Source organism: Clostridium chromiireducens (assembly GCF_002029255.1).
GTDB classification, from domain to species: Bacteria; Bacillota; Clostridia; order Clostridiales; family Clostridiaceae; genus Clostridium; species Clostridium chromiireducens.
In genome coordinates this window covers 1-26507 of the sequence record NZ_MZGT01000067.1, presented here as the reverse complement: position 1 = coordinate 26507, position 26507 = coordinate 1, and the positions used below count along the sequence as shown (strand labels likewise).

Sequence of the window (26507 nt, the reverse complement as noted above, 5' to 3'; positions counted from 1 at the left end):
ATGTGTAATCTATAATTATTTTTATATTAATATAGGCATTCCTTTTCAGGAATGCCTATATTAATAATATTTATCTTATTTTAATGTTCTTATATAATTTCCATTTCTATCAAACTTCATTACATTGGAATTTGAATAATCAGCCACATAAAGATTATCTTCACTGTCTATCGCTAACCCCGTAATTAACCCCGAAAAATTTTGTGTACCTGTAATAGTTTGGATTAACTCTCCACTTGGATTAATAACTATTACCTCTCCTCCATAGCCATTATACCCATTATTATTCGATACATAAAGATTTCCTTTACTATTAAATGCCATTCCATAGCTTTCACCATAATAATATCCTGAATTTAAGGAATTTGAATAAAAAGTTGTTTGATTCATTCCATCAGAAGACATTTTAATTATGCCATTATCAGAAGCTGTATAAATATTGTTATCTTTATCTATAGCTACTGCATATGTCCCCCATCCGTTATTATTAGTGCTTAATCTTGATACGTACTGCCAATTAGAATCGAATTTAATTACTTCAGCATTATACTCGTTAGCAACATAAAAATTCCCAAGACTATCTGAAGCTATCTGTGTTGGTGAAAAATAGTCGTAAGTTATAGGTACTTCACTAATAACTCCATTAGATTTATATTTTAATATTCTTCCGTCACCTCCACCACTTATATACATATCTCCAGAGCTAGTTGTCATTAAACCCCAGACACTACTCAATCCGCTATTAATAGTAGATTGATAAATTCCATTAGAATTATATTTTATTATACTGCCACCATTAAGACCTCCTACGTATACATTTCCTAAACTGTCAACTGTAGTTGCAAAAGGAGACTGAATTATGGCTTGTTGTACAATCACCTTCAAATATACACTTAAATTATTTGAATTGCTAACATCTGTTGGCAAATTTAAAGTTCCTGTGAATGTATATGTTCCATTTGCATATCCATTATAATTTGAACTTTGTTTATCCCACGTTACAGTTACACTTATTGTTGTACCATCACTTAATGTTACATTCACATTGCTTGGGAATGCTATTGCATTTAATTGTGTTCCATTTGCTACACCAATATCACTTAGTTGTTCTATACTATTAACTGTTTTTCCTTCTACCTTTACATTTACGCTTGCAGTTAAATTACCTGGATTTGTTACACCATTAGGTAATGTTATTGTTCCAGTAAGTGCATATGTTCCTACTGTGTTCTTATCATAATTTGCACCTGCTAAATCCCATGTTACATCTGCAGCTACTATTGTAGTATCGCTTAATGTTATATTTACAGTGTTTGGTAATGCTACTGCATTTAACTCTGTTCCATTTGCTACACTTATATCGCTTAGTGCTTCTACACTATTTAATGTTTTATTTTCTACCTTTATTTTCACACTTGCAGTTAAATTACCTGGATTTGTTACACCATTAGGTAATGTTATTGTTCCAGTAAGTGCATATGTTCCTGCTGTGTTCTTATCATAATTTGCACCTGCTAAATCCCATGTTACATCTGCAGCTACTATTGTAGTATCGCTTAATGTTATATTTACAGTGTTTGGTAATGCTACTGCATTTAACTCTGTTCCATTTGCTACACTTATATCGCTTAGTGCTTCTACACTATTTAACGTCTTTTCTTCTACCTTTACATTTACACTTGCTTTTATGTTACCTGGATTTGTTACTCCATTAGGTAATGTTAGTGTTCCAGTAAGTGTATATGTTCCTGCTGTGTTCTTATCATAATTTGCACCTGCTAAATCCCATGTTACATCTGCAGTTACTATTGTAGTATCGCTTAATGTTATATTTACAGTGTTTGGTAATGCTACTGCATTTAACTCTGTTCCATTTGCTACACTTATATCGCTTAGTGCTTCTACACTATTTAATGTTTTATTTTCTACCTTTATTTTCACACTTGCAGTTAAATTACCTGGATTTGTTACACCATTAGGTAATATTAATGTTCCAGTAAGTGCATATGTTCCTGCTGTGTTCTTATCATAATTTGCACCTGCTAGATCCCATGTTACATCTGCAGTCACTATTGTATTATCGCTTAATGTTATATTTACAGTGTTTGGTAATGCTACTGCATTTAACTCTGTTCCATTTGCTACACTTATATCGCTTAGTGCTTCTACACTATTTAACGTTTTTTCTTCTACCTTTACATTTACACTTGCTTTTATATTACCTGGATTTGTTACACCATTAGGTAATGTTATTGTTCCAGTAAGTGCATATGTTCCTGCTGTGTTCTTATCATAATTTGCACCTGCTAAATCCCATGTTACATCTGCAGTTACTATTGTAGTATCGCTTAATGTTATATTTACAGTGTTTGGTAATGCTACTGCATTTAATTCTGTTCCATTTGCTACACTTATATCGTTTAGTGCTTCTACACTATTTAACGTTTTTTCTTCTACCTTTACATTTACACTTGCTTTTATATTACCTGGATTTGTTACACCATTAGGTAATGTTATTGTTCCAGTAAGTGTATATGTTCCTGCTGTGTTCTTATCATAATTTGCACCTGCTAAATCCCATGTTACATCTGCAGTTACTATTGTATTATCGCTTAATGTTATATTTACAGTGTTTGGTAATGCTACTGCATTTAATTCTGTTCCATTTGCTACACTTATATCGTCTAATACTTGTACATCACTAATTGTTTTATTTTCTACATTTACTTTTACAGTTGTAGTTAAATTATTTGGATTTGTTACACCTGTAGGTAATATTAATGTTCCATTAAATGTATATGTTCCTGCTGTGTTCTTATCATAATTTGCACTTGATAAATCCCATAATACTGATGCGCTTGTTATTGTTCCATCATTTAGGGTTACATTTACGCTATTCGGTAATCCTGCTGCATTTAATTCTGTTCCATTTGCTACAGTTATATCATTTATTGTTTCTACATTAGTAACTGTTTTATCTTCCACTACAGGTGCTTCTACCTTTATAGTTACATTTGCATTTAGGCCATTTGGATTTGTTACCCCTGTAGGTAATATTATTGTCCCATTAAATGTATATGTTCCTGCTGCGTTCTTATCATAATTTGCACTTGCTAAATCCCATGATATTGATGCACTTGTTATTGTTCCATCATTTAGGGTTACATTTACGCTATTCGGTAATCCTGCTGCATTTAATTCTGTTCCATTTGCTACGCTTATATCATTTATTGTTTCTACATTAGTAACTATTTTTTGTTCTTCATTTTCTTTTACATTTACTTTTACACTTGCTTTTAAGTTATTTGGATTTGTTACCCCTTCAGGCAATTTTATTTTTCCAATAAATATGTATGTTCCTGCTCTGTTTTCATCATAAGTTGGATTTCCTTCATTCCACGTTACTGCTGCACTTGTTGTTATACTATTACTTAATATTATATCTACATTATTTGGCAGGTCTACTTCATCTAATTCGATTCCTTTTTCTACATCAATGTCATTTAGTTGTTCTACACTACTTAATGTGATTTCTTCTTCATTTCCACTTTCTTTTACATTTACTTTTATACTTACTTTTAAGTTATTTGGATTTGTCACCCCTTCAGGCAATTTTATTTTTCCAATAAATATATAAGTTCCTGTTGTGTTTTCATCATAAGTTGGATTTCCTTCATTCCATATTACTGCAGCACTTGTTGTTGTATTGTTACTTAGTGTTATCTGTACACTATTTGGCAATTCTGCTTCATCTAATTCTGTTCCTTTTTCTACATCAATGTCATCAAGTTGTTCTACGCTACTTAATGTGATTTCTTCTTCATTTTGATTATCACTTTCTTTTACATTTACGTTTATACTTGCTTTTAAGTTACCTGAATTTATTACCCCTGTAGGTAATGTTATTGTTCCATAAAATCTATATGTACCCGCTGTACTCTTATCGTATATTGGATTTCCTTTGTCCCATATTACTGCTACAGTTATTGTTTTATTATTACTTAATGTTATATCTACATTACCTGGTAATTTTACTTCATCTAATTCTGTTCCTTTTTCCACCTCCATATCATTTATTGATTCTATTTTCTTTATTGATTGCTTTGATGAGCTACTATTACTTGATGATGAAGTCTGTGAGCTAGTATTTGAATTACCTACTGCAGTTGGAGTTTTTTCTGTACCGGAATTTGCATTGGAAGTTATAAGCACTCCATCTTTAGTAAATTCTCTATGGTCATTAGATGAATTGCCTTCTATAATTACACCACTACTATCAGTTGTATATCCTTTTTCTTCAAACAAAACATTTTTCCCAATTAACATTGCACCACTTTCTCCAAGTACATATGCTTTTCCTTCTACTTGAATCACTCCTGTTTGCATTACTCCTGATGAATTTGCGAAATACCAATTTCCACCTGATTCTTGGATCCACCCAGTTTTCATTTCCCCAGTAGGAGCTAGGTTGTACCATTTTCCATCCGATTCTTGAATCCACCCAGTTTTCATTTCTCCAGTAGGTGCAAGGTTATACCATTTTCCATCTGCTAATTGTAACCACCCTGTTTTCATTGCTCCCTCAGGATTCATATAGTACCATTTAGAATCTGATGTTTGAATCCAACCCGTTTTCATGTTACCATCATTATCAAAATAATACCAAGCTCCTTCAACTTGTTTCCAACCTGTTATTCCATTTCCATTTTCCATCCAAGCCCAATTATTTTCTGAATTCTTTAGCCATTCTGCTGATGCAGCTACTGGTACAATAGTTGATATAATTGTACTCGTTAGAGCAGTCGCTATTATTTTTTTTAACTTTTCATTTTTCATAAATATATTCAATCCTCTCTATATATATTTATTGTTACTTATAGAATTCCACAAGCACTAATTCCACTAATTTTTTAAGTTATATCTTTATATATTAAAATACTCTTCTTACAAATTTCTTACACAAAATTATAAAAACGACACCTGTAAACATTTTATGTACAATTTATTCTATTATTTCAAATTCACTTGCTCATTTCATTTAGGATTATTTAGTGCATACTTTTTATAACACTATTTTGTTCTTTATAATTCTTTAACATTTTTGTAATTAAGCAAGAGTTAGAATCGCTAATTAAGTCACTTTAGACATAATAAAAAAAATAACAAGTCAGTATGCTAGTATAATTCACTTGTTATTTTCTTTAAATACGCCTTAAATATCAACAATATTCAGTTAAACTTTTAATTTCTTCTCTACGTATCTCATTATTTAAGTCCATACGGAACTGCAGGCAACTCTTGATTTGATTAAATGTAAACCCTTCGAAAAATATAAAGTGTCAACATTCACTACATTGTTGACACTATTAATATTTTAAAAATTGATTATATTCTTATGCTTTTCTAGTTATTTGATATTTGAACTTAATATAATTGATAAAGACTTTGTGTTATATATAAAGGCAAATCTTAATATGCCCCTTATAATTTTAACGGCGATAAAATTCTCGTGGTTAAAACTCATAAATTAGTCACTTTACCTACATAATTTTTTAAAAAAATATGTAATTATTTGAGTGAATTCATATATAACAATTTAAGAGGTATTTATTTACATTTGAAGAATTGTAAAACGTACACCTTTTAATTTTACTATATTGGAGGAGTTTACATGGATTATGACTATATTGAAGAACTAGTTTCCGCATCTAAGCTTGGAGATGAAAAAAGCAAGGAACTATTAGTTAATGAATTTAAACCATTTATTATAAGTTTATCTAAAAGAACTTTTATTAATGGATACGATAAAAATGATATACAAAGTGAATGTTATAAAATATTATTTTACTGCCTTGATAGATATAATACACAAAGTCATAAGTTTGTTGGGTATGCCATTAACGCAATAAAAAATCAACTTAGTTCCCTTATTAAAAAAAGTATTAATCGTTCAAGTTCTGAAGGAAATGAGGCCCTTTCTTTATATGAAAATTTAGAAAATACCTTATTTGCAACTGAACTTAATCTTGAAGATTCTTTTTGCCAAAAATGCGATAAAGAAAAATTAAATATGATTCTTAACAATTTAAATGAGGGCGAAAAAGAACTCATTAATTATATATTTTTCAAAAATAATACCGTTAGAACTTATGCCTTTTCTAAGAATATGTGCTATTCCACTGCGATTTTAAAGAAGAATAATGTTTTAAAAAAGATTGGTGCCTTACTTTAGATAAACAGCATGTAACTTAAATTTAGGTGGTAACTTACCGAAATAAGTATGGTTAAATTAATCCCATCCTAAAAGAGCTTTCTCTAAAGAATCATAGTCATAATCCCTTGGTTTAAAATTATTAAATCTTAATGGTTTAGATCCAGAAGCTCCTACGCCATAGTTAACTTGCATATTATCTAGAACTGGATACCCTTCTCTTTTCCAATTCCCTAGGATTCCATTGATATATTTCATGCTAGGTTTGTTTAATTCTAAGGATTTATCTATAGCAAATCTAGCATTATCCTTGCCATGAATTGATATGCAGTTTTTAAGAGCATTTAAATTAAGCCCTATTACCTTTATAGAATTCTTTTTGTAATGTTCCAAAAGTTCATTGGCTGCTTTATAAACTTTTTGTTTTTCAGATACAGGAGAGAGAGATTTGGAATTATCATTATCAAGGTCATTACTTTGAGTGAAATTGCTTGTCTTGCTTACCAGTAAATTAGCTCTTTTCTCTATACTGTTACGTCTTTTACTCTCTATCTCACTCTTATTCTCTTTCTTTATCTCCTTCTTATTCTTTGTCTTATTCTCTATCTCCTTAGTTACAGTAACGTTACAATTTTTTTCAAAAAAAATCTCATTTGTATGTGTCACATCTATATTATTTAGATTATTTAAGTTACCCTCACCAATTTTATTTGAAATAAGCTTCTCATTGCTTTGTGTATTCAAATTACTTTCTTCAATATTATTTAAAGCTGAATTTTCACTAGTCTGCGTATTTAAATCATTGTTCTTGATTTTATCTTCAGCACAGTTTTCTTTCTTCTTAGCTCTGTGATCTCTAACTCTATTCCTATTTAAGCTTCTGGTTCTCTCCATACCCTCAATGTTTTGATACTTCTCCCAGTTGCAAATTTTAATAAAGTTATTCTCATATATTTCTATGATCTTAAAATCACTTAATACCTTAAATGCTGATTCAATAGAACCTAATGGTCTATTAAATATTATAGAAAACATTTCATTAGTATATGGAGTCTTTTCATTAAAATAAATTAATCCCTTATCATTTGTTTTAGCTGCCTGAATATATAATTTCATTAACAAACATATTATAATATCCCTATTTTCCATTACCTCAATAAACTTCAACTTCTCCCCATCAAATATTCCAGTATATAATTTAATCCAAGCTATATCACTCACTTTATTCTCCCCTTTATATAAAATAATGAATGATGAACATATAATTCATATTTCATCATCCATCTCCCTTTCACCAATTATCCCTGTAACCTTATTCTTTTCTAATCAACAAAATATAGGTAAGACTTATCAGATAAACATATTTATATAGCTGTTAGACTTTAATTGGATATCTTCACTAGAAATCAAATACATTTTTGTACCCACAAGGGGCATAATATGGAGCAGGCATTTGAAAATGAGCTGCTAAAAATACTTAATGGAGGCTTGTTCCGCATTAGCTTGTCACAATGAAATTGGGAGCAAGCTAATGCGGAACAAGCTTGCATTTAGTATTTTCAGCGATATTTTCATAGTCTTGAGGAACAAAAATGTATTTGATTTCGGTAAGTTATCTCATAATTCTAAGCTACATACTGTTTATCAGTATTACCCAACATAATATTTTTTGAATTTTGTTAATTCGCTCCATGATGGAATCAATCCAACTTCATTGCATAGTTCTATATACTTTTTAAATATTTCAAATTTCATATTGCAGCCTTCCTCTTCATTAATTAAATCTTTTATGATGTTTTGACCTTTTATCCCATCTTCTCTAGAATCCTGCTCTTCTAAAGTTTGTGCCGTATTAATATCTTTAGCTAATTTCTTATTAACATTAGTTTGATCTATAGGCGATTCAGAAATATTAAAATTTGTAATAATTTTTTCATCCTCTTTATTTGTGGAACCATTATCAATATTTATCATAATCTCTTCATTCTTTAATATACTTATATCATTATTATCTACTGAACTTTCTTTATCTCCAGTGATTCCGCTTTCCGCCATAATCTTTAAATCCCTTTTTAAACTCTTATTTGTTGCCATAAAAAATCTTTAGTAGGAGCTTGCATTTCATCAGAACTCCCACTAAAATTCACCTCCTTTTACTACTGTGCCCTTATTAATTCCTATTGAGTTATCTCCGCACTCGAAATCAAGTTTTCGTCATAGTTTAGTTTACATAATAATTATTATATTGAGTAATTTCACTCTTTTTCTTCTACAATTTATTGTTGAAATACTATTGAATTATCTATCTCTATTTATATTTCTTTAACTTCAAATCTTCTAGAAATGATTTCTTTTATTACATTTTTATACACTTCAGGATAATTATTTTTCAAAGTTTTTGCATCTATCCTATTAGAAGAAATGCGCTTCCAGTCAACTCGATATTTTTCTAAAATTCCTATTTCTGCGCTTTTCATTTCATTTTTAATATTATTTTCTATTTGTTTAAGCTGCTGATCTAAGTTTTGTATGCTATCTTTAATTTTTGTATACTCTGTAAGCATATTCGTATAATCTTCATGCAGCGTCACTTCTAACCCTTTTTCACTATTTTTATATTTACCATCTATATATTTTGCAGCACTAAGGCTCCCATCAATTAAAGGTGGGATTCTCTTTAAAACGTGGTTATACCAAAAGTCTTTCTCCTTCTCAATTATCATATTTATTAACTCATCATCTCTCTCGATCTCTTTTATAACAAACCTTTGGCCACCAATTAATGATGCTATATAGCATTTATCTGCCCCGGAAACTCTCATATTATGCTGGCATTGAAGTATAAAATTTGCTGGAATCTCTTCCCCTTCATACTCTTTGGCTGAAAATACACTTGAAGTCTTACACATTAATATTGAATTTTCACCTATAACTTTTCTATCTATATTTGCTCTCATAAAATTATATTCACTATCAATTAATATCTTGTTTTCTTTTCTTACTTTTTTGCCTGTCCTTACTGTATACTCTTTAGCATTAACTTCTTTTAAGGTTTCGCCCCAATAGGCACTTTCAGCTATATTTTTATATGAAGGTTTTAAACTAATTTCCTTCAATATGTCATCAGAAATTTTCTCAGCAAATATCTCAAATATGCTTTTGTGTCTGTTAACTCCCATGATAGCACCTACATCAGAGCCACCGATTCCCTTCTGTCTTTCCTTATGAAATTCTATGCTTCTCAATAGTACACCCCCTTCTAATATATGCTTACATATGATTCTAAATTATCAATTATATTAAAAAACCTATTAAAAGATCTGGATATCTGATCCCAAAAGAAATATATATATCTTCAGGCTCACAAATCTTTGACCTTTTATTCTTGATACATCCAGCTACTATTGTATTTAAAACCTTTACAGCTCAATCCTTGAATGTCCTCATTTTTTTCATCTACATAATCAAAGCTTATGAGTTCAATACACATTCTATTACATTTTCCCTTATTATAATAAAGGCATGTTTTAAAAGCACATTTAACAACCATCATAATTTTTTCCTATGAACTTGTTTATAAAATATTTCTGGCCCTTTCCTGTTATTTTAGTAGTTTTAGAGACTATTACCTTGCCATCCCCGTGATTTATAATTGTTTCTTTTATTTGAAAAAGCTTAAGATCCATAGATTTTTGAGTTGGAAGATTATATTCTGATCCCTTTCTTTTTACTAGATATCCATTTTCTCTGAGATAATCAAATAATCTAAGTCCTCCAATGTTTATCCCATTTTGCTTAAGTATCTTTGCAAGTTCATTAACTAAAATTGTACTGTTAGAGTTACAAACTGCATCAGCAAAAATAACCTTGGCCCTGCTTTTTGACACCTCACTTCGAAGTCCTTTTCTTTCCTCTTCTTCAGTAATCCATCTCTTTGCCCGCTCTATTGGGTCATCAATAAGATAACTATATTTATTTTGCCTTAATGCTTTTTCCATTTTGTAAAACATGTCCACATACTTAGCAGTGAATATAATGCCTTTTTGACCATTAAATTTATTAGCTAATAAATCACATCCAAGACGAGTACATAAATAGCACTTTCTTTTTTCCCCTTTAGCATCTACATAAATAGATTCAACGAAATACTTTTCTACAGAAATCCTCTCATCTCTTAAAACTTCTACTATACCATTAAATTTTGTAGTTCCATCTTTATTTTTCGCACCATCAAGTTTTCTTAAAACTGCATAATGAGGAACTCCTGTAAAATCTGATATATCTCTAGTATCAATGGTTAATGATTCTCTTAAGATTATATTATTAACATTTTGACTCACTAGTTTTTCTCCTCTCACAAGAATTTACTTCTCAATAACTCCCAATTTAAATTTTCTAGTATTATTCTTTAGAAAAAAACTTCAATTGCACTTGTTTCAAGTGCATCCGCTATTTTAATCATAACTTCTCTCGAAGGATTTGATGCTCCTTTTATATCATTTTCTAAGGTTGATAAATACCCTATTGCCACTCCACTTTTAATCGATAGTTCTTTAATAGTTAAATTTAAATTTTTCCTTATTTCTTTAATCTTAAATACTTTCATCTCGTCACTCCTAAAATAAATTCAAATTTTTACCATATCCAGATGTTATCATATTTAGAAAATTCGTACAACACTTTTTTCGTATTTTTGAAATATTTTTTTCCTTTTAATCCCAACTTATTATCTTTTGACTACTTTTTCTCGAAATTTCGCTCACACAGAATTATCCAATTTTCTCATTTTATTGTATAAAACGACAATTAGTTCACAATCAATTGTATTTTTACATTTAATATTTTATGCAAACAATAAAAATAGTGCATATGATTATTTTCAAACATATACACCATTTCTAAAACTTATAGGTTGTTTCCTATGTAACATACAATCGAACCACTTTCATCAACTTTGTGACCATCAGGAGTTATACAGTTGCAATACATTGCGCCTCTTTCATCAAAAGCATAACAATCATCATCGATTTTAAGCCACAAAGGCTTATTTTTAGTTCCTTTAACCATTTTACATATTTCATTTAAATAATACCAATGTCCATCAGAATTATCATAATGCCATGAATTTCGCAAAGCATATCCATTATCATCAAAAATATACCATTCATTATCGATATTCTTCCAACCATTTTGAGAGGTATAGTAATACTTCTTCAAATTGTTAGTGCAATACCACCATCCGATATTATTTTTGTTCCATCCCATATTCCATAGTTTTTCATTAAAATTTTCAGTTCCTACTAATCCACACGCAATAGCTTCTGCAATCAATTCTGGATCATATTTATCTGCATCTTCACTATCTACAAATAAACATTCAACAAGAACTGCTGGCATTATCGTTCTGTTAAGTACAATAAAATTTCCTTTTTTAACGCCTCTATTAGGTATACTCAAAGCTTTTGCTAAAGAATTACTAATCTTTTCTGCATATTGATTAGCTAAAGATGATAATCCGGTGATATAAACTTCAGACCCTGTTCCTCCCCCAGCATTTAGATGAATTTCTACATATAAATCTACTCTTTTAGTTTTGTCTATATTATTAGCATCATTAACCCTAGTATAACAATCCTCTAAATTTACAATATTACCTTTATCAATCCTAAGTAGTTTTGCTGAATAGCCCTTTTCTTCCAGATATTTTACGATTAAAGGACAAATTTCACGGACACATTTGCTTTCATCAATCCTGCCAACTGCTCCACATCCATTACTTCCACTAGCCGTGTGACCTGCAGCTATAATAAAATTATTCATATTATACACCTCCTTTTGAGATATATAGTTTCACTTAAATTATTACAAACATAGGGAAGATTTTTTTATTTTAAATATAAAATTATTCCTATATCTCCATATAAGCTTATTAGGAGGTGATTTTCATGGAAATTAATGAATTAGTAAATTTGATAACTAATGCTGGATTTCCCGTTGTTGTAAGTGCTTATCTTCTTATAAGACTGGAAAAACAAATACTTGGGTTATCATCATCAATTAATAAACTAAATACCATAATATCTACCAAGCTTGGTGTTGTAATTGAAACAGATGCTGACAATTCTTAAATGTATATTTACCGAAGCAGAGGTAGCTCTGTTGTTTCGGTATACACTTAAGTAGCAACCAACCCAATTTAGTGCTTTTAACAGTTTAATTTCAATGCCTATTTCACACACATATCTCTTATTTCTTTGTTTGAATATGCATTTAAGTATTAAAACCTAAATCAATCATAAATTACAAAGAATTTTAAAAATTATATGTAATTTTTGCAGCTTAGTTATATATCTCATATGAAATCAAAATTAAGGAGGTAACAAATATGGCTACAAGTAAAGTAATTTCAACTACTACTCTTAGTATCGAGGTGCAATCTTCAGTGGATAAAGCGGGAGATCCTATATATACTAAGAAAAGTTTTTCTAACATCAAAAATGGTGCAGATCCTCAAAATGTTTTTGATGTTGCACAAGCTATAAAGGGAGTTTTAAGTGCTAATACTGGCGATGTGTACTTAAATGAATCTTCAGCTTTAGAACAAGCTTAGGCAAAATCAAAAAAATAACACTTCAATCGCCATAAAATTAAATTTAAAAGGAGGCAAAGAAAATGGATATGGAGTACACTTTATCAATGACTTTTTTAACTGAAGCTGGGACAAAAGCTTCTTTAAGTATCAGCGGGGTTAAATCTACTGTTACTGAAGCTGAGGTTAATGCACTTATGGATACAATAATCTCAAAAAACGTATTTAAAACTAATGCGGGAGCTTTTGTTAAAAAGGCTGATGCTAAGCTTACTGCTAAGAACGTTACTGATTACAGTATTGCTTAAGGCACAAAAAATAGATGGCTTGCTGCCATCTATTTTTTATTATATACATGAAATTAGTGCTTTATTATTACCACATTTCTTAGCGCCACTCAAAAGTACTAATAGTGTGTTTACTACTATTTTTCCTAATTTTAACCTTTTCATTTTATTTCTCCCGGTTATTGATGATATTAATATTTCACTATTCTTTCACAAATCTCATGAGTGATTAGTAAATGAATATTAAAATAATATATCGTATCCTACTTATGTGGATTGCCTCACACTATTCATTTAATTAAATTGCAGTTACTAAAATTCTATATAAAAATTAATATATTTAAAAAATAGAATATTCAAAATATTTAGAATATGATATAATAAGATAAAAATATATAGAGGTGGTATGCTTTATGGAGAAATATGGAAATCATGAAATAATTGTAATACAGAATAATGAAAATCAATACCCATATAAGGCAATTGCAAAAATAGGAGATACAGAAATAAAGCATAAGGGACAGAGCCAGTCCCAAGCAATTGATTTAGTTAAGCAAAGCATTAATAAGTTAAAATTAAAACACATACTTTAGCCATAATATATAGAAATTCCTATAAATAAAAATTGGTATATTTAAAATATCAGGTATCCAATCTACATAAAAACCCTCGACTAATGTCGGGGGTTTTTACCTTAGAAATAGGCTTCTTTATTACCTCTTCATAAGGATACTCTTGTTTATTCTTATATATCTACTTTACTTACGGTACGAAGTCTGCCTTTGATAGGTGTTTTTTGTAACTGCTGAAACACCCACTCCCCTTTATTATTCAATATTTCCACAAAGGTAGATATATCAACTATATTGATGATTCCTATATCGTCCTTTGTCATACCTTCAATATTGCAAAGTGTACCTACAATATCTACCGCCCTCATCTTTGTTTTCTTCCCTGCATTAATATGTAATTTCATAATCTCTTCGCTAAGCTTCGCACCTTTTGTTTCTTTAATTTCAGGTCTTATATTCATTTTCAAAACAAATTCTTCTTTGAGATTATTTACAGTTTCCAATGAAGGCCTCTCCTTCAAAATAATCTCTTTACCTATATATTCATGTATATCATTTAAAAACTTACTTTCATTTTGTGCTACAAAAGTAATTGCTCTACCCATCTTGCCTGCGCGCCCAGTTCTTCCTATCCTATGAACATAGCTTTCCTTGTCTTCTGGTATATCATAATTAATTACATGGGTGATATTATCTATATCTATCCCTCTAGCTGCAACATCTGTAGCTATTAGATATCTAAAATAACCCAGCTTAAAATTATTCATTTCTCTTAACCTATCACTTTGTTCCATTCCGCCATGTATTTTTCTACAATTATACTGGAGATTTGAAAGTTTATTATAAACTTCATCTACCTTTTGTTTTGTATTGCAGAATATCATACAGCTATCTGGATTTTCTAATATAGTTATATCTCTTAAAAGTTCTATTTTATCCGATTCATTTACGTTATATCTTTCTTGGCATATCTTATCTGCAGCTTTATTTTGCCCCTCAATTTCAATATGTATAGGATCTTTCATATATTTGTTGCATAAAGTCTCTATGTCTTTTGGCATTGTGGCTGACAATAACATGGTCATACGTTCTTTTGATAAGCTTTTTATTATTGTTTCTATCTGCTCTACAAATCCCATATTAAGCATTTCATCAGCTTCATCAATTATAAGATACTTTATCTTTGATAGATCAAATGTACCTTTTTCTATATGATCTATAATACGACCAGGTGTCCCAACTACTATATGTGTTTTTTGTTTAAGTTCCTTTTCTTGATCATAGAAAGGGGACTTCCCATAAATTGCAGCTGCTTTAATTCTCTTAAATCTACCTATATTAAAAAAATCCTCTTTGACTTGGATAGCAAGTTCTCTTGTTGGCGTAAGCACCAATGCTTGAGGCTTATTTTCTTCCCAATCCACTAATTGGCAAATAGGAATAGCATATGCTGCAGTCTTCCCGCTTCCAGTTTGAGACTTTACTACTATATCCTTTTCATTTAACGCAATTGGTATAACCTGTTCCTGAACTTTTGTTAACTTCTTGAAATTTAACATACTAATTGCTTTTAATAACTCACTGCTTAAATGATAATCATTAAAATCTTCTTTTATCATTTGATCATCTCTTTTCTTATATTTTTTACTATTATTGTTAAAAATATACCTTTTTATCCGATAGCTCGCATACTAACCTTTTTATTATATCATACCCATGTATTTTATTTGCAATCAATGAATAACTTCCTTTTCTTTGGTAGAATCTAATATTTTTATAATTCCCCGTTTAATATTCGATATATTGCTTTAGCTACTCCAAAATTTACATTTGTATCTGTAATATATTTAGCTACTTCTTTTATTTCATCAACTGCATTACTCATTGCAAAGGAATTTTCAAATTCTGTAAACATAGAGTAATCATTTAAGCCATCTCCAAGCACTACTACCTCATCTTTTTTTATATTCAATTTTTGTGCTACTTTTGCAAGAATTTTTCCCTTCTCAGCATCCATATGATTTACTTCAATGTTAGTTCCAAAACTTGCTGATACAGCTAGTCCTTCTAATGCTTCCATCTTTTTACGAAGCTTATTTATAATTTCTTCTGATTGCGAAAAAGATACAAACTTTGCTATATTATTGTTTCTATTTAAAAACTCATTCATATCAGTAATATATTGCATATTTTTAAAATGCGGATTATTCTTAGCATATTTTAATATTTCTTCTTCATCTTTTAATTCTGGATGGAATGTAAGAGATCTTTTTATCATTCCAGCTAAAGTTTCTTCTTTTGTATTTGTTGTATAAAATCCATCATCTGTGTATATTTCTATAGCTAAATCTTTACATCTCATTACCTCTAAAATTTCTATTGCTCGTTTTTTCTCAATATAAGTATGTTCAACTATATCTCCATTAATATCTCTATATTCTGCTCCATTTAATACAACACAATCACATTGTAAGTCATATTTATGTATAAAGGGCTCTACATCGGAATATGCTCTTCCTGTAGCAATTGCAAACTTAATTCCATTTTTTTGTGCTGCCCTTATTGCTTCTATATTTTCTTTTGGTATATCGTGATTTTTCCCAATCAATGTTCCATCCATATCTGCTGCTATTAATTTAATCATTTCTCTTCTTCTTCCTTTTCTATAATTTCTTCCTTAATTTTTATCTTATGGCTCTTACACTTTTATCTTGTTTTATTTCAACTCTAAAATTTTTATCTGAGTAGAAAACTATAAGTACGAAAATTGTACATGTAATCCAAATAAGTGGTTCTGATATACATACTCCTAGATAACCCATTGATGGAGCTAAAAATCCTACAACTGCAAATTTCCCAAAAAGCTCAATTGAACTAGAAACAAGAGGCGTAAATTTCTTTCCGATTCCTTGAAGCGTACTTCTATATATAAGAAGTATGGCTAGTACATAATAAAAAGGAGTATTAATTCTTAAATATTTTACTGCTGTATCTATAATTAAAGTATCATTTGATCCAGTTAAAAATTTTATTATATATGTTCCAAAGGCAAAGGCCGTAATAACAACTATTGTTGACCATATTGCACCCATCATAACTGTTTTCTTAAGTCCAATATTTATACGTTCATATTTCTTTGCACCATAATTTTGACTTACAAATGTGGCTGCTGCTGTTGCCAAGGTTCCAAGGGGCATCATGTAAATTTCACTAATTTTTCTTGCTGCCATATGTGCAGTTATTATTTCCTTGCCAAAACTGTTTATTGCACCTTGAAGTGCAACCGAACCAATTGAAACAAGTGATAGCATAAATCCCATAGACAATCCTGAAGTAATTAATTCCATTACCATAGTCCTATCATACTTAAAATCTCCTTTGGATAATTTTAGCTCCGGACATTTTTTTATAATATGATTAAATCCTAAGATTACAGCTACAATCTGTGATATTACAGTTGCATAAGCAGAACCTCTAACACCCCATTTAAATACTAAAATAAATGTAAAAACCAACACTACATTTAAAATTGAAGCATAAATTAAATATATAAGTGGACTACGGCTATCACCCAGTGCTCTTAGAACCCCTGCTATCATATTGTACATTATAGTAACAATCATAAACATTAAAATAATTACAATATATCCATATGCATCATTTATTATTTCAGCTGGGGTATTTAAAAATTTAAGAAGATACATTATTGTACCTACTCCAAGAGCTGTAAATACTATTGATATTATAAGGTCTAGAATTACTGTCATTGCCACAGCTTGTCTCATATTGTCCATTTCTTTTGCTCCAAAATATCTTGCAATTACAATAGCAAATCCATTATTTATACCAATGGCCATACCAACAATAAGTCCAAACAGTGGTGTTGTAGCGCCTATAGCTGCTAAAGCATTTTCACCTAAGGTATGTCCAACAATCACTGTGTCCGCCAAATTGTACATTTGTTGAAACACACTCCCAAGAAATATAGGTAATGCAAAATAAAAAATTTGTTTCCCAGGATTTCCTGTTGTTAAATCCGTGATTTTATTTTTTTCCATTGTAGTTTTCCTCTCCAGCTTGCTTTCTATATAATTTAAACATTCCATTAAAATCTTTTTTTAATTTTACTATATCACAATAATAGTAAAAACTTATTTTATACGAAAAATTTGGTAACAAAAAATACCTTTTAGGTATTTATTTTTTTTAGAAACATATTGTTTTTTCTATATCGTCCTTATAAAAAAATCTCTTATACTTATATTTTGTGAAAGTTTCATCCATCATATAACTATTCATTTTTTTAATCCTTGAGGCTGCTTGTACTTGGTAATTTTCTGGACCTCGGAGGTGGTAGTTGTAAGTTTACGAGCGACTTGCTTCATAAATATTTCTAAGTATTATAAAACTCATAACGAAAATGAACATGCAGCTTTATTATGGCTCAAACCAGAAAGCTTGCTTTCTTTGAAATGGGCTCCAGCAGATATTCCTGCTGTACTCGAACTAGTAAAAAATCATGCTGCAAATTAGCATGATTTTTACATTATTAGATATTATAAATTGAAATTAATTATATTCTCTCTTATTTCATCCCATTTTAGTGCATCGCGAATACCATCTTCAAGAGAGTAACGAGCCTCCCACTTAATAAGTTCTTTTGCTATAGAAACATTTGCAAAAGCCCCTGGTACATCCCCTAATCTAGGTTTAGTATTTTCTTTATTAACTGGGTTTCCAATTACATTTTCAAAAGAAGCCACAAGTTCTTTAACGGTGACTCCAGTACCTGTTCCAAGATTTATTACCAGATAGGAAGCTTGACTTCCAGATAAATTGAAAGCTCTATCAAAATTCTCAATAGCTTTAACATGAGCAAGGGCGAGATCCCAAACATGAATATAGTCTTTTATTGCTGAACCATCCCTTGTTGGCCAATTTGAACCAGTTATTTTAAAAACATTTCCCTTCTCAGCTGCTGCATTAAGTAATGTTCCAAGTACATGACTTGGATTCTTTATGTGAGCACCAGATCTAAGCTTTGGGTCCGCTCCTATTAAATTAAAATATCTTAAGGATATTCCTCTCATTCCATAAGCTTCACAAAAATCTTCTAAGACCATTTCCATCATATATTTTGTACGAGCATATGGACTTCTAGGATTAAGAGGTGAATTTTCCGATACCATAAACCCTTCAACATCATCATATATTGAACCAGAAGAACTGAATACTACATTCTTACACCCTAAATCGTTTAAATTTTTAAAAAGCTCTATAGATTTTGTAACATTTTCATGATAATACTCATAAGGCTTTTCAACTGATTCTGGCACTACAATAAGTGCAGCCAGGTGAATAGTGAACTGAATTTCAGGATTTTCTTCAAATATTATTTCTAGCAAACTCTTATCAGCAATATCACCTTTATAGAATATTTTTCCTTTAGTAAATTCCTCTCTACCTCGAACTAGAGAGTCAAGAATTATTGGAGTATGTCCATTGTCCTCTAGTGCAGAACATACTGTACTGCCGATATAGCCTGCTCCGCCTGTAACTAAAACCTTCATTATAATCATCCTTTCAATATTTATATTATTTTTTTAAAAATGCCTTAAACAAACCTGTCTCCTTTGAGATAAATATACTTCCTTTTGCTTTCATCTTACTCTCAATAAACTTTTTAAAATTCTTTAGATTTTCACCAACTAAAACTTCCTTTGAATTTCCTGTAGTTGAATATAAATAATTAATAATAGGCTCAATCTCAGAGACTATAAGTGAATCATCATACATTAATAACTCAATGCCATCAAAATAATTAGAAATTTGTGATGCTCCATTTTCAAGACCAAAGTCTTCAGAAAAATCTGATTGAGCTATAACTATATTTGATTTAAATTCTTTAAGTAATTCTCTTAATTCAATGAGATGATTTTTTCCAATAGTCGATAAATATAAATATCCTTTAGGTTTTAAAACTCGTTTAATTTCAGAGAGTGCCTTTTGTTTATTCGATATATGATAAAAAATATGATCTGCAATAACAACATCAAAACTATTGTCCTCATATGGTATATTTTGAGCATCAGCCTGGTTAAAGTTAAATTTTTTTGAGTAGTCCCCTAAATTCTGCCTTGCATCTTTAAGCATCCCTTCAGATATATCTGTTAAAGTTATTTTGCAGTTCTTTGGAATTCTATCAATATTTCTAAGCCATAAACTTGCATTTCCGCAGCCAAGCTCTAAAACTTTCATCCCTTCACAAAGCCCTAATTGATCATAAAACCATTTATGCCAACCATATTTATTTGTACTGAATAAATCATGAAGACTTATTCGTGCAGATAAATTAGCTGAATTCATGTATTGATTTAACCATATCTTTTCTGTATTTATTATTTTTATTATATTGGTAAATTTAGTCCAATCAAGGGTGCTTTCAGTATCCATCATAAGTTCAGCTTCATTTATAGCCTTCTTTACTAACACAAGATGATTAATCTTTTCATCAATTATCTCCATTTGCAGATTTAAGGATTCTCTTACATCATTCTTAAGATGATCTGATTTTATAAGTTCCTTAATTTCCTCTAGTGAAAAACCTATGAACTTTAGAGTTAATATATTTTGAAGTATCTGAAAATCTTCATCACTATAAAGTCTGTAACCTGCCTCATTATAACTACTTGGGCACAAAAGACCTTCCTTATGATAATGATGAATAGTCTTTAAGGTTATTCCAGCTTTTTTTGCAAATATCCCTGCAGTATAAAATACTTTATCCTTTTCCATGATTTTCTCCCCCTTCAATTACATTATACGGGTTATCCTAAGGTCAAGGTCAATGGGTATTTTTTAAATAATAATTTAAAAAAACTTAAAACTGAGACTCTCTAAAACACATGTATATTTAAAATAAAACTGCACATATTAATATCATAAGGAACATAACAGTTGAGCAAAGATTTATATATGCTCTTGACATAAGGGTGTATATAAGTCGAACAAAGATTTTATAATGGTTATAACATATAGTTGTTATAATAGTCGGCGATAAGATTTTATATGGTGGGGAAAAGTTTTATTATAGTTGATTTATATCTATTATATTAGTACTCCAACTTAGTGTATAAGGTCGAGTTAACATTATTTAATGTGTTGAATTGATTTAATATAGCCGTGAGGTTATATTAAGTTGAATAAATATGTTACGTGGTGGAGCGAAACATAATAACTGGTTGCGATTTGTTGTATTATAGTCGAAAGATTATAATATGATGATAAACTATCTTTTATTGTGCTAGTGAAGATTGTTATGCTCTTTAAAAAACCGTATTTAGCTTATGTGTCTGTGCTAAATACGGTTTTTTTAATCTTAAAAGTACTAATTAAGCCACTACCAAGAAAATAAAAAGTTAATCCATTAGCATATTGGGATTTGTTATCTTCTTTTATGTGCCTAAATCTATTTTTAAATTTTTAATAATTCATAATTTCAAAAGTTAATAATATACATCTGAGAATTCTAACCTTATGCGTTCATCCTTATTTTTAATATTTCTATCATATAACATATTTTCCTTAGCTACTGCTCCAGCTGGAAGAGTCACAGTAAACTTGCTTCCTTTTCCATATTCACTTTCAACATTTATACTACCACCATGTAATTCAACAATAGACTTGACCAGATTCAATCCAATACCAGTACCTTCCGCATTTCTAGATAAAGATTTATCCGCTTGTTCAAATCTATCAAATATAATATTCAATTTTTTCTTTTCAATACCAATCCCATTATCCTTTACTGATATTTCAACCCATTCATTCATATCCTTAACATTTACAAATATTTCACCATTATCATTTGAAAATTTTGTGGCATTCGAAATAAGGTTTAGCATTATTCTCTCTATTTTTTCTGGATCACATGCAATAATCTTTTCTTCTGTATCCGTATCAAAAATAATATTTAAGCCTTTAATTTTAACAAAACTGGTTACTGACATGACTATTTCTTCTACGACATTAACTATATTCGCATTTAATAGGTTAAGTTCCAAAAATCCTGCTTCTATTTTTGACGAGTCCACTATATTGTTAATAAGCTTTGATAACCTATAGGTATTTAGCCTTATTGATTTAACATGTTTGATAAGTGTATCCTTTTTATTTATTATTGAATCATCCATACAATACATTTCTAATAACTGGGCCGTTGCCGAAATTACATTTAATGGAGTTTTAAGTTCGTGAGATATATTAACTAATAACTCTTCCTGTGATTTTAATGTCTTTTCCATGATTTTATTCGTTTTTATTTCAGCAGTAACATCCATCTCTAATAATTTATTTTGTTCTTCTAGCATTTTTTCTAATTTTTTTCTTTCTGTAATATCCCTGCTAAATCCTGATACAGATACCAAATCACCATTTTCATTGTATGTAGGAACTAAAAAATCCTCTAACCAAACATAATGTCCATCTTTATGTTTAAATCTTGCACAAAAAGTTTTGGAAAAATCCGAGTTTTTATCTATTTTAGATTTCTGTATATGAAGATCATCAGGATGAATAATTTCAAATGGAAAATTAGAGTCAGTATAATGCATTTCTAGATCATATCCTAAAATCTCTTCAATGGAAGAAGTGAGATATATAAATTTGAACTCAGGTAGAATTTGAAATGCAAAAAAAACGTCCTTAGTTTTTTCACACGTTTTAATTAGTTGATTATATCTCTCTTCAATGTGAAGATATTTGCTTATATCTATAAGAGATAGGTATGCTCCAGCTATTTTAGAATCATCATTAAAAACAGGTTTAGAGACAACCTCAAAAAGTAACTGATTACCATCTTTTTTTAAAACTAAAGTCTCAAAACTTTCACGTGATAATAAATCATCAAATCTATAACCTAATAATTTATCAATATTAGTATTTAGAATTTCATTTTGCATAAATCCTAAAATTCTATAACAGTTTTTAGAAATAAATTTAATTACTCCATCTGTATCCACTTTAATAAGTAACTCTCTCTTTATTTCAAAATTATCTGAATCAACATTTAAGTTCATTTTCTCTATTCTCCTAACAATATATGTATACTAAATTCAAAAGCTAGTATTAAATATTGAAGAGGCTTAATTTTAATACTCTTTATATATTTACATAATTTCTCACTAAAAGATAATTATAACATATATTCACAGAGACATTGTAATTTTTTGTTTTTATATTGATTACAGATGAAAATTTTTACATAAGAATTCATTTTTCTTTTCCTGAGACACCATCTTTCCGAAATATGACCTGCTTAATGCTTGAATACCTCCTTGAGATGAGCCTACAAAGATGGCAAAAATCCAAAAATCTTAATCTTCTGGACCTTGGAAGTAGCAGTCGTGAATTTACGAGCGACTTTCAAGTTGTTACTATATAGCTAATAGAGTAAATCTTTCTCACAAATTAATACAGCTAAAAGTGTCCATCCTGGAATATATGCTATCCATATAATATTAGTAAGCCATGGAGTGTGTTGCATCACAAAAGGAGGATAAAATATTGAAAATGCTACGCCAACATCGCAGATAAACATTAAAGACCCAGAAACAGCTATTATCCATGAAGCTTTTTTAGTAAAATAATTTCTAAAAATAGTACAGACAGATGTCCAAGTCATATAAGATAAAACAGCACCAAATATTAATATTCCTGCTTTCATTACTACATTATTAATGTATGGTATCAGAATGCAAAACACCACAATAAAAATAATTATAAAGAGTATTGCTATTAATATTTCTGCCTTTCCTAATTTAAATTCTTTTTGATAAGCTACAATTAAACAAAGATAAGCGCACAGAAATCCCAAAATTCCAAATGGAGATAAGTCTATCTTTAAATTTTGTATCGTATACGCAAATACTAAAAAGAAATCAGCAATAACAAGGAAAAAGAAGGATAATGCCATAAGTTTTTGTTCAAAAAATTTCTTTTTTATTGTTATAGCTGATAAAAAAAGAGTAACCATGATAGCATATTTAAGATATAAAACCATATTTTCTTTAGGATAAATATTATCAAAAATGAGAATCAAAATAGTTATTGGAAAATAAATTGCCATTAAAATTCTTTGTGCATTATTCATTTAAATTCCTTCCTTATATTTGTACTTCATTGTTTTTAGTACTTAACAATTTATTCTTAATTTAAAACGTCAACTATCTATACAACAAAACTCTCTATCATTCAGGCATCTTCAAGGTTTAATTACTTTAAAGTTTTACCCATGTTATTTTATTACCTTATTTTTTATCTTTTATTCGAATTATTAGCAATATTATAGCCAATTAACCATAGTATTTTAAAATTTTCCCAACCTCTAAAATAATAATCAGATTATTTTCTTCTCTTGATATAGCTACATTAAGAAGATTAGCATTATCCATAAATTTATCATATTGATCTGACTGTAGATAATATTGTGATTTCTTTTATCGTACATTAAATCTAGACAGTAATTTTGTTTATATATTCAAAAAAGCCATCCATTGTGGATAGCTTTTTTGAATATTGTATTTAAGATGTTCTTTAAATCCTTGATATTCATTGTACTTGGAATTTTTTTGGACCACCTAGGTGGTAGTCGTGAATTTGCGAGCGATTTTCAATTAAGACCGCAAAACAACATTTAAATATTTTAAAATTTATTTTACCCATCCTCCACTTGAATTAACATAATATCCATCTATCCATGTATTGTATGCCATTCTTCCATTATCAGAATAGAAGTAATACCATTTTCCATCTATATTTTGCCAACCCTTTTTCATCATTCCTACTATACCTTCGCTAGCACTTTTGTTAAAGTAATGCCAATAACCATTAATCTTTTGCCAGCCTGTCCTCATAACGCCACTACTACTGCTATTGCTTTCATCTAAATAATAATATGAGTCATTACCAAGGTTTATAAAGCCCGTTGCCATTTGTCCATTTCCATAGAAGTAGTACCAGCTTCCATTATTATAAAACCAGCCTGTTTGCATAAAGCCCTTATCTCTTTCATTTTTACCAGTTAAGTTAAAGTAAAACCAATTACCATCTACATTCTTCCAACCTGTAATTAAGTTCCCCATATTATCACCAGGTGTTGGATCTAAATAATAAACTGAGTCATCACCTAAATTTATGAACGCAACTGCCATTTGTCCATTTCCGTAAAAGTAATATCTCTTTCCGTTTAAGTCCATCCATCCAGTTTGTAATTTTCCACTTGAGTTTACGTAATATCTATCATTTCCTATTTGATTCCATCCCGAAGTTAGATTTCTAGTATCTGTTGGAGCATTTATATTGGTATTATTTATTTTGCCATTAACTCTTACATTAGGACAATTAGCAAAAACACTTTCTGGCATTTTTACATTCTGGGGCATTTCTATGTCTTGTAAGTTCTTCATTAGAAAGAAGGCTCCCTCTTCAATTATCTTAACAGTTTGTGGTAATTTAATTTTTGTTACTATAGCTTCCTTTTTACCATACTCAGGCTCAAAACGTGAAGTTCCCATCACTATTTTTTGTATAAGTGTTACTTTCTTTCCATCAAGAGTCTCAGGCACTTCTAAATAACTGGCCACATCATCTGTTCCCCAAAGTGCAATTGTTCCATTTTTAAGATTAGAATAAAACCATGTTCTTTGATTCTTATCTTGTGCATAATGAGCGCTATAACCTTCTATTTGATGATATTCACTATTTTCATCCTCATAAGCATAAGCTAATTGTGGTGAAATTAAACAAGTAGCAGCCATTGAAATTAAAAAAACAGCTGATATAATCTTCTTTTTATTTAACATATGTTTTCCTCCTATTTTAGAATTAATTTGCTTTAATTCTCATCTATATTTTAGATATTTAAATGATTATCTTCAAAACTTATCTAATACTTATATGCTGTATATTATACATATTTCTAATATGTATTTTGGTACTTTTTTAGATATATAATATATATTTAAACCCAACCCAATATGAGATCAATTATAACTTGAATACTATCAATAGTTAATCTGTTTTTAAGTTATTAGGCTTCTTTAAATTTTATTTCTAACATCACTCTTTATATCTTTTTGACTTTTCTATATTCATAAAAAAGATCGCAGGCGACTGTGGTTAAGTTCCGTATTGTGCACCGCACTCTTTATATATATAGATGTATTAGAAATTCCGCGCTTTGTTAAAAAATTTGATTTTTGATCGCCATCAGGTTTTTTACCTACTAAATAACGTGAGTTCGATGGAAAATTTTAAGGGATAAAAAATCCTATCTTTTCGAACTCACGTTAAATTAGACATAAATTTAAGGTTAATCCCCTATACTTCTAAATATTTTATTATCGATGTTTAAAATCCATTCTTTTAACAAAGACTATAAGATATAATTATTGCAAAAGGAGGAATTTCTCATGGCTAAAGTTACTGGTGTGGTTAAATGGTTTGATTCAGAAAGAGGCTATGGATTTATATCTTTCGACAAAGGAGATGATGTTTTTGTACATCATTCTCAACTTAAACATAATGGGCCTGATAAAGATCTGCATGAAGATGAAAGTGTTACCTTCGACATTGAAAGTGGCGAAAAGGGACCTATGGCTATAAATGTTCAAAAATTGTAATATAAAATATCTAATTTAATTACAAAAAAAGAACCCTTGTTTGAACTGCTTCCCGTCAAGTAGACAATTAAAAAAATAAAAAAATTTTCTGCCAGTGGGGCTAACCTGCTGGCAGTTTTTATGCTGCATGTAAATATATTTCATGCTTTTCCATCGGTGTTAATACAC

The 26507-nt window shown here is 29.7% G+C and carries 22 protein-coding genes and 2 pseudogenes; 7 read left to right on the top strand and 17 right to left on the bottom strand.

Annotated elements, in window-relative coordinates; translation table 11 throughout:
- Nucleotides 1-75: 75 nt before the first annotated feature.
- On the bottom strand, nt 76-4836 hold the full coding sequence (locus tag CLCHR_RS19290; protein ID WP_079441543.1) for an Ig-like domain-containing protein: 4761 nt from the start codon (nt 4834-4836) through the stop codon (nt 76-78).
- An 835-nt stretch (nt 4837-5671) separates the two neighbouring features.
- Here CLCHR_RS19290 and CLCHR_RS19285 point away from each other — a divergent pair.
- Complete coding sequence (locus CLCHR_RS19285) at nt 5672-6232, top strand: sigma-70 family RNA polymerase sigma factor (protein ID WP_079441542.1); 561 nt, start codon at nt 5672-5674, stop codon at nt 6230-6232.
- 57 nt (nt 6233-6289) lie between these two features.
- Here CLCHR_RS19285 and CLCHR_RS19280 read toward each other — a convergent pair whose 3' ends face one another.
- From CLCHR_RS19280 to CLCHR_RS19255, 7 genes are all read right to left on the bottom strand, one after another.
- A complete protein-coding gene (locus tag CLCHR_RS19280; RefSeq protein ID WP_169896850.1) occupies nt 6290-7432 on the bottom strand; it encodes a phage replisome organizer N-terminal domain-containing protein in 1143 nt (380 codons plus the stop codon).
- Nucleotides 7433-7861: 429 nt separating this feature from the next.
- On the bottom strand, nt 7862-8305 hold the full coding sequence (locus tag CLCHR_RS19275; RefSeq protein ID WP_139376274.1) for a hypothetical protein: 444 nt from the start codon (nt 8303-8305) through the stop codon (nt 7862-7864).
- Between the two features lie 218 nt (nt 8306-8523).
- Complete coding sequence (locus tag CLCHR_RS19270) at nt 8524-9456, bottom strand: YqaJ viral recombinase family nuclease (protein WP_079441539.1); 933 nt, start codon at nt 9454-9456, stop codon at nt 8524-8526.
- A gap of 134 nt (nt 9457-9590) precedes the next feature.
- The gene (locus tag CLCHR_RS24575) at nt 9591-9764 is read right to left on the bottom strand and encodes a DUF1540 domain-containing protein (protein WP_139376273.1); all 174 of its coding nucleotides are present in this window, start codon (nt 9762-9764) and stop codon (nt 9591-9593) included.
- Nucleotides 9751-10551 (bottom strand): phage antirepressor KilAC domain-containing protein, encoded by an 801-nt coding sequence (locus CLCHR_RS19265; protein ID WP_079441538.1) that lies wholly within the window; start codon nt 10549-10551, stop codon nt 9751-9753. The genes CLCHR_RS24575 and CLCHR_RS19265 overlap by 14 nt, the downstream gene beginning before the upstream one ends.
- A 68-nt stretch (nt 10552-10619) precedes the next feature.
- The gene (locus CLCHR_RS19260) at nt 10620-10817 is read right to left on the bottom strand and encodes a helix-turn-helix domain-containing protein (RefSeq protein WP_079441537.1); all 198 of its coding nucleotides are present in this window, start codon (nt 10815-10817) and stop codon (nt 10620-10622) included.
- Between the two features lie 299 nt (nt 10818-11116).
- A complete protein-coding gene (locus CLCHR_RS19255) occupies nt 11117-12031 on the bottom strand; it encodes an N-acetylmuramoyl-L-alanine amidase (RefSeq protein WP_079441536.1) in 915 nt (304 codons plus the stop codon).
- Nucleotides 12032-12156: 125 nt separating this feature from the next.
- On the opposite strand from CLCHR_RS19255, the gene CLCHR_RS19250 reads away from it, so the two are divergent.
- The 4 genes from CLCHR_RS19250 to CLCHR_RS19235 all read left to right on the top strand — a co-directional run bounded on the left by CLCHR_RS19250 (nt 12157) and on the right by CLCHR_RS19235 (nt 13680).
- Nucleotides 12157-12339: a YvrJ family protein gene (locus CLCHR_RS19250; RefSeq protein ID WP_079441535.1), complete on the top strand. Its 183-nt coding sequence runs from the start codon at nt 12157-12159 to the stop codon at nt 12337-12339.
- A gap of 257 nt (nt 12340-12596) precedes the next feature.
- Nucleotides 12597-12821, top strand: a complete 225-nt coding sequence (locus tag CLCHR_RS19245) for a DUF1659 domain-containing protein (RefSeq protein WP_079441534.1) — start codon at nt 12597-12599, stop codon at nt 12819-12821.
- A 68-nt stretch (nt 12822-12889) separates the two neighbouring features.
- Entirely contained in the window at nt 12890-13108 is a 219-nt protein-coding gene (locus CLCHR_RS19240) for a DUF2922 domain-containing protein (protein ID WP_079441544.1), read from the top strand.
- A 392-nt stretch (nt 13109-13500) separates the two neighbouring features.
- On the top strand, nt 13501-13680 hold the full coding sequence (locus CLCHR_RS19235) for a hypothetical protein (RefSeq protein WP_079441533.1): 180 nt from the start codon (nt 13501-13503) through the stop codon (nt 13678-13680).
- 152 nt (nt 13681-13832) lie between these two features.
- On the opposite strand, the gene CLCHR_RS19230 is transcribed toward CLCHR_RS19235, so the two are convergent.
- The 3 genes from CLCHR_RS19230 to CLCHR_RS19220 form a co-directional block, all read right to left on the bottom strand.
- The gene (locus tag CLCHR_RS19230; protein WP_079441532.1) at nt 13833-15278 is read right to left on the bottom strand and encodes a DEAD/DEAH box helicase; all 1446 of its coding nucleotides are present in this window, start codon (nt 15276-15278) and stop codon (nt 13833-13835) included.
- Nucleotides 15279-15433: 155 nt separating this feature from the next.
- The gene (locus CLCHR_RS19225) at nt 15434-16303 is read right to left on the bottom strand and encodes a Cof-type HAD-IIB family hydrolase (RefSeq protein ID WP_079441531.1); all 870 of its coding nucleotides are present in this window, start codon (nt 16301-16303) and stop codon (nt 15434-15436) included.
- A gap of 40 nt (nt 16304-16343) precedes the next feature.
- On the bottom strand, nt 16344-17717 hold the full coding sequence (locus CLCHR_RS19220) for an MATE family efflux transporter (RefSeq protein WP_079441530.1): 1374 nt from the start codon (nt 17715-17717) through the stop codon (nt 16344-16346).
- A 361-nt stretch (nt 17718-18078) separates the two neighbouring features.
- Between CLCHR_RS19220 and CLCHR_RS24570 the strand changes: the two are divergent.
- Nucleotides 18079-18192, top strand: a pseudogene (locus CLCHR_RS24570) (8-oxo-dGTP diphosphatase MutT); the annotation flags it as partial.
- A gap of 23 nt (nt 18193-18215) precedes the next feature.
- Here the strand turns inward: CLCHR_RS24570 and galE are convergent.
- The 6 genes and pseudogenes from galE to CLCHR_RS19190 all read right to left on the bottom strand — a co-directional run bounded on the left by galE (nt 18216) and on the right by CLCHR_RS19190 (nt 25520).
- On the bottom strand, nt 18216-19229 hold the full coding sequence (galE, locus tag CLCHR_RS19210; protein WP_079441529.1) for a UDP-glucose 4-epimerase GalE: 1014 nt from the start codon (nt 19227-19229) through the stop codon (nt 18216-18218).
- Nucleotides 19230-19254: 25 nt separating this feature from the next.
- Nucleotides 19255-20454 (bottom strand): MerR family transcriptional regulator, encoded by a 1200-nt coding sequence (locus CLCHR_RS19205; RefSeq protein WP_079441528.1) that lies wholly within the window; start codon nt 20452-20454, stop codon nt 19255-19257.
- 710 nt (nt 20455-21164) lie between these two features.
- A complete protein-coding gene (locus CLCHR_RS19200; protein ID WP_079441527.1) occupies nt 21165-22736 on the bottom strand; it encodes a PAS domain-containing sensor histidine kinase in 1572 nt (523 codons plus the stop codon).
- Nucleotides 22737-22925: 189 nt separating this feature from the next.
- Nucleotides 22926-23033: pseudogene (locus tag CLCHR_RS25730) on the bottom strand (MFS transporter); the annotation flags it as partial.
- Between the two features lie 68 nt (nt 23034-23101).
- Nucleotides 23102-23809 (bottom strand): lysoplasmalogenase family protein, encoded by a 708-nt coding sequence (locus CLCHR_RS19195; protein ID WP_079441526.1) that lies wholly within the window; start codon nt 23807-23809, stop codon nt 23102-23104.
- A gap of 559 nt (nt 23810-24368) precedes the next feature.
- Nucleotides 24369-25520 (bottom strand): leucine-rich repeat protein, encoded by a 1152-nt coding sequence (locus tag CLCHR_RS19190; protein WP_079441525.1) that lies wholly within the window; start codon nt 25518-25520, stop codon nt 24369-24371.
- Nucleotides 25521-26129: 609 nt separating this feature from the next.
- Here CLCHR_RS19190 and CLCHR_RS19185 point away from each other — a divergent pair.
- The gene (locus CLCHR_RS19185) at nt 26130-26339 is read left to right on the top strand and encodes a cold-shock protein (protein ID WP_079441524.1); all 210 of its coding nucleotides are present in this window, start codon (nt 26130-26132) and stop codon (nt 26337-26339) included.
- Nucleotides 26340-26507 lie beyond the last annotated feature (168 nt).